Raw genomic sequence first — 5,068 nt, 5'->3', positions numbered from 1 at the left:
CTATCCCCCCACCACCCCCCACCAAGGAGGACTCATGCCTTCCTCACGCAAGCTGATGGTGTCCCTGGCCGTCGCGGCCGCGCTCGGCGCCGCCGCCGTCGTCGTCGGACCGGCCGACCCGGCCACCGCCGTGGCGGACACCATCCCGCTCACCCTGAAGAACACCTCGGGAAGCGGCGAGCAGGTGTACGTGTACGTGATCGGCACCGAACTCGCTTCCGGCAAGCAGGGATACGCCGACGAGACCGGCGCCTTCCACGCCTGGCCGGCCGGTGGCGCCCCGCCGGTCCCGGCCCCCGACGCCTCGTTCGCCGGACCGGCCGACGGCGCGTCCAAGACCGTCCAGCTCCCGAAGTTCTCCGGCCGGGTCTACTTCTCGTACGGCCAGAAGCTGGACTTCCGGCTCGCCGACGGCGGCCTCGTGCAGCCCGCCGTGCAGAACCCCTCCGACCCCAACCACGACATCCTGTTCAACTGGACCGAGTACACGCTCAACGACTCCGGTCTGTGGCTGAACTCCACCCAGGTGGACATGTTCTCCGCGCCCTACTCCGTGGGCCTCACCGCCGGTGACGGCTCCACCAAGGAGACCGGGGAGCTCAAGCCGGGCGGGTACCAGGCCGTCGTCAACGGCCTCAAGGGGCAGGGCGGCGGCTGGGAAGGACTGGTCCAGTCCCGCGGCGACGGAACGCCGCTGCGCGTGCTGGCCCCCGGGCACGGCATCGCCTCGGGCGACATACCGGCCGGCGTGATGGACGACTACATCGACCGGGTCTGGTCCAAGTACGCCACCGACACCCTGACGGTGACCCCGTTCAAGGACCAGCCCGACACGGTGTTCAAGGGCAAGGTCAACGGCGACAAGATGGACTTCACCGACGGCACCGGTGCCGTCGTGACGTCCTTCGACAAGCCCGACTCCGACTCCGTCTTCGGCTGCTACAACAAGCTGGACGCTCCCAACGACCAGGTCCGCGGCCCCATCTCGCGGACCCTGTGCGCCGCGTACAACCGGTCGACCCTGCTCACCAACTCACAGCAGCCCGACGCCGACGCATCCGGCTTCTACCAGGACGGCGTCACCAACCACTACGCCCGACTGGTCCACGACCAGATGAAGGACGGGCAGGCGTACGCCTTCGCGTTCGACGACGTCGGCAACCACGAGTCGCTGGTGCACGACGGCGCCCCGAAGGACGCGACCATCACCCTCGGTTCGTTCGGCTGAACGGACTGAGGTCCAGTCCTCAGGCCTTCTGACAGGCAGGGCACCAGAAGAGGTTGCGGGCGGCGAGATCGGCGGTGCGGATCTCGCCGCCACAGATGTGGCAGGGCAGGTTGGCCCTGCGGTACACGTAGACCTCACCGCCGTGGTCGTCCTTGCGCGGCGGGCGGCCCATCGCGTCCGGTTCGTGCTCCGGACGGACCGTGTCGATACGGTTGTTGCGGACCCCCTCGCGCATCAGCGCCACCAGGTCCGCCCACATCGCGTCCCACTCGGACCGCGTGATGTCCCGGCCCGCCCGGTACGGGTCGATGCCGTGCCGGAAGAGGACCTCCGCGCGGTAGACGTTCCCCACGCCCGCGATGAGCTTCTGGTCCAGCAGGAGCGCGGCGATCGTCGTACGGCTGCGCACGATCCGTTCGTACGCGCGGGCCGGCTCGGCGTCCTCGCGCAGTGGGTCGGGTCCCAGGCGGTCGTGTATCGCCTGCTTCTCCGTGTCCGTGATCAGGGTGCAGGTGGTGGGGCCGCGGAGGTCCACGTGGGCGGTGTCGTTCGCGAGTCTGAGGCGGACCGTGTCGGTGGGCGGGGGCGCGGGTATGCCGCCGAAGTTCACCTTGCCGAAGAGGCCCAGGTGGATGTGGATCCAGTCCGCCGTCTCGAAGCGGAGGAAGAGGTGCTTTCCGTGGGCCTTGGCCGCAGTGAGGACCGTGCCGTCGAGGAGGGCTGCGGCGTCCGCGAACTTGCCCTGCGGGCTGGTGACTTGTGCCCTGCGGCCACCGAAGGCGGCGAGGTAGTCGTCGGCGAGCCGGTGGATGGTGTGCCCCTCGGGCACGGGGTCCTCCTAGCAGGTTTTTTCCCCGACCCCGCCCCTTCCCGAAGCTGGGGGCAGCGCCCCCGAGTGGTGACGGGAAGGGTAGGGGCGGCGGGGGCGAGAGAAGCTTCTAGCCCTGCGGGTGGTGCGGCGGGATCGCCGGAAGGACACCCGTCGTCTCGTACGCCGACAGCATGTCGATACGGCGGACGTGACGCTCGTCTCCGGAGAACGCCGTCCCGAGGAAGATCTCGACGAACTTCGTCGCCTCCTCCTCGGAGTGCATCCGCGCACCGACGGCGACGACGTTCGCGTCGTTGTGCTGTCGCCCGAGCGCGGCCGTCTCCTCGCTCCACGCGAGAGCGGCCCGCACCCCCTCGACCTTGTTCGCGGCGATCTGCTCGCCGTTCCCGGACCCGCCGATCACGATGCCCCGGGATCCCGGATCGGCTGCGGCACGCTCAGCGGCGCGCAGGCAGAACGGCGGGTAGTCGTCCTGGGCGTCATAGATGAGGGGCCCGCAGTCGACGGGCTCGTGCCCTGCGGACTTGAGCCACTCGACGAGGTGGTTCTTGAGTTCGAAACCGGCATGGTCGGAGCCGAGGTACACGCGCATGGTCCGAGTGTGACACGGCTGTTTCGGATGGGCCGCCTCGGGGCAGGCGCAGGAAACGTTCCGAGGTAAACGCCAGGAAAGGTCAAGAAATACTATAGAACCTCAAGGAAACCTCAAGTAACAATCAGGATTCAAAGGTTCACGAATCCATTCGCCTGGGATTCACTGGACCGGCTCGCCGCACCTCATGTCCACCACGCGTACGCCGTTCGTACGCCGTTCCTCCGGGAATTTCTTGGTGAACCGGAGGTGGACCACGGCGTGCCGCACCTCCGCACGGAGTACCTCCCCACAGTCCCCGGCGCAAAGGAACACCCCCCATGACTTCGCAGCCGACCCTGTCGAAAGCCGGTAACGGCCCTGAAGGTCCGGGAGAACCCGGCGAACCCGGCGGCCCCGGCGCCGGTCTTCAGGCCGGGCTCAAGAACCGTCACCTGTCGATGATCGCGATCGGCGGGGTCATCGGCGCCGGCCTCTTCGTCGGCTCCAGCTCCGGCATCGCCACCGCGGGCCCCGGCATCCTGCTGTCGTACGCCCTCGTCGGCACGATGGTCGTCCTCGTGATGCGGATGCTCGGCGAGATGTCCGCCGCCAATCCGACCTCGGGCTCGTTCTCCGCACACGCCGACCGGGCGCTCGGCCGCTGGGCGGGCTTCTCGATCGGCTGGCTGTACTGGTTCTTCTGGGTCGTCGTGCTCGCCATCGAGGCGACCGCCGGCGCGGTGATCCTGGAGAGCTGGGTCCCGGCCGTGCCTCAGTGGGGCTGGGCGCTCATCGTCATGCTCGTGCTGACCGCGACGAACCTGGTCTCCGTGGGCTCGTACGGCGAGTTCGAGTTCTGGTTCGCCGGGATCAAGGTCGTCGCGATCGGCGCCTTCATCGTCATCGGCGGGCTCGCGGTCTTCGGCGTACTGCCGGGTGCCGACACCGAAAGCGCCGGCATCGGGAATCTCACGGACCACGGTGGCTTCCTGCCGAACGGGCCCGGCGCGATCCTCACCGGCATCCTGCTCGTCGTCTTCTCCTTCATGGGCAGCGAGATCGCCACCCTCGCGGCGGCCGAGTCGGAGGACCCGCAGCGCGCGGTCACCAAATCCACCAACAGCGTCATCTGGCGGATCGGCGTCTTCTACCTGGGCTCGATCCTCGTCGTCGTCACGCTGCTGCCCTGGGACTCGAAGGCCATCCAGAAGGACGGCTCGTACGTCGCCGCCCTCGACTCGCTCGGCATTCCGAACGCCGGCGAGATCATGAAGTTCATCGTGCTGACGTCCGTCCTGTCCTGTCTCAACTCCGGCCTCTACACGGCCTCCCGCATGGCCTTCTCGCTCGGTCAGCGCGGAGACGCGCCGAATGCCTTCGCCCGCACCACGGGCCGTGGCGTGCCGATGACCGCGATCCTCGCGTCGGTCGTCTTCGGCTTCGTCGCGGTGTTCTTCAACTACGAGTTCCCCGACTCGGTCTTCCTCTTCCTGGTCAACTCCTCCGGCGCGGTCGCCCTGTTCGTCTGGCTCGTCATCTGTTGCTCGCAGCTGCGCATGCGGAAGATCATCGAGCGCGAGTCGCCGGAGAAGCTGGTCGTACGGATGTGGCTGTACCCGTATCTGACGTACGCGACGATCGCTCTGATCGTCTTCGTACTCGGCTACATGCTCACGGACACCGAGCACGACGGCCGCGAGACCGTGCTGCTCTCGCTCCTGGTGGCGGCCGTCGTGGTGGGTATCTCGCTGGTGATGGAGAAGATGCGCCGCGGGAAGGCACGGCTCCAGGAGGGACCGAAGGCGCCGGAGGCGCCGTAGGGATCCGTAGGAGGCGACGGTCACGACCAACCTGCGGACCTCTTCCGCGGGAACGGCGCCGTGGCCGTCAGCCCTCGCGCTTGACGAACTTCCACGCGGTCGGGAGCACGCCCATCGCCAGGGCGGCCTTCACCGCGTCGCCGATGAGGAACGGGGTGAGGCCCGCCGCCACGGCCTGCGTCGCCGTCATGTCGGCGACGAGGGCCAGGTACGGAACTCCGACCGCGTAGATGATCGCCTCGCCCAGCAGCATCGCGCCCGCCGTCCTGACGACCGAGCGGTCGGCGCCGCGGCGGGCGAGTGCGCCCACGACGGTCGCGGCGAGCAGCATGCCGAGGATGTAGCCGAAGGACGCGGTGGCGCCGGAGGTACCCCCGGCGAACCACGGCACACCCGCCAGGCCGAGCAGCGCGTACAGGGCGAGGGAGGACAGGCCGCGGCCGGCGCCGAGCGCGGTGCCGACGAGCAGGGCGGCGAAGGTCTGGCCGGTCACCGGCACCGGGGAGCCCGGGACGGGCACCGCGAGCTGCGCGGCGAGGCCGGTGAGGGCGGCGCCTCCCGCGACGAGCGCGATGTCCCTGACGCGGGAGGCGGGGAGGAGGTCGGCGAGAACC

The 5,068-nt window shown here is 68.9% G+C and carries 5 protein-coding genes; 2 read left to right on the top strand and 3 right to left on the bottom strand.

What is annotated here, in order from left to right; translation table 11 throughout:
- Positions 1–34 precede the first annotated feature (34 nt).
- On the top strand, positions 35–1,228 hold the full coding sequence (locus AOK01_RS36095; protein ID WP_055519203.1) for a glycoside hydrolase family 64 protein: 1,194 nt from the start codon (positions 35–37) through the stop codon (positions 1,226–1,228).
- Between the two features lie 19 nt (positions 1,229–1,247).
- Here the strand turns inward: AOK01_RS36095 and AOK01_RS36090 are convergent, their stop codons facing one another.
- Together AOK01_RS36090 and AOK01_RS36085 are read right to left on the bottom strand one after the other, a co-directional pair.
- The gene (locus AOK01_RS36090) at positions 1,248–2,057 is read right to left on the bottom strand and encodes an Fpg/Nei family DNA glycosylase (protein WP_055519201.1); all 810 of its coding nucleotides are present in this window, start codon (positions 2,055–2,057) and stop codon (positions 1,248–1,250) included.
- A gap of 109 nt (positions 2,058–2,166) precedes the next feature.
- A complete protein-coding gene (locus AOK01_RS36085; protein ID WP_055519199.1) occupies positions 2,167–2,652 on the bottom strand; it encodes a ribose-5-phosphate isomerase in 486 nt (161 codons plus the stop codon).
- 320 nt (positions 2,653–2,972) lie between these two features.
- Here AOK01_RS36085 and AOK01_RS36080 point away from each other — a divergent pair, with 320 nt between their 5' ends.
- The gene (locus AOK01_RS36080; protein ID WP_055519197.1) at positions 2,973–4,454 is read left to right on the top strand and encodes an amino acid permease; all 1,482 of its coding nucleotides are present in this window, start codon (positions 2,973–2,975) and stop codon (positions 4,452–4,454) included.
- A 67-nt stretch (positions 4,455–4,521) separates the two neighbouring features.
- Here AOK01_RS36080 and AOK01_RS36075 read toward each other — a convergent pair.
- A partial coding sequence (locus AOK01_RS36075) for a biotin transporter BioY (RefSeq protein WP_055519195.1) occupies positions 4,522–5,068 on the bottom strand: 547 nt, incomplete at its 5' end.

It is taken from the genome of Streptomyces aurantiacus (assembly GCF_001418335.1).
Classification (GTDB): Bacteria; Actinomycetota; Actinomycetes; order Streptomycetales; family Streptomycetaceae; genus Streptomyces; species Streptomyces aurantiacus.
Note: the sequence above shows the minus strand (reverse complement) of the source record. Positions and strands in the feature narration are given on the sequence as shown.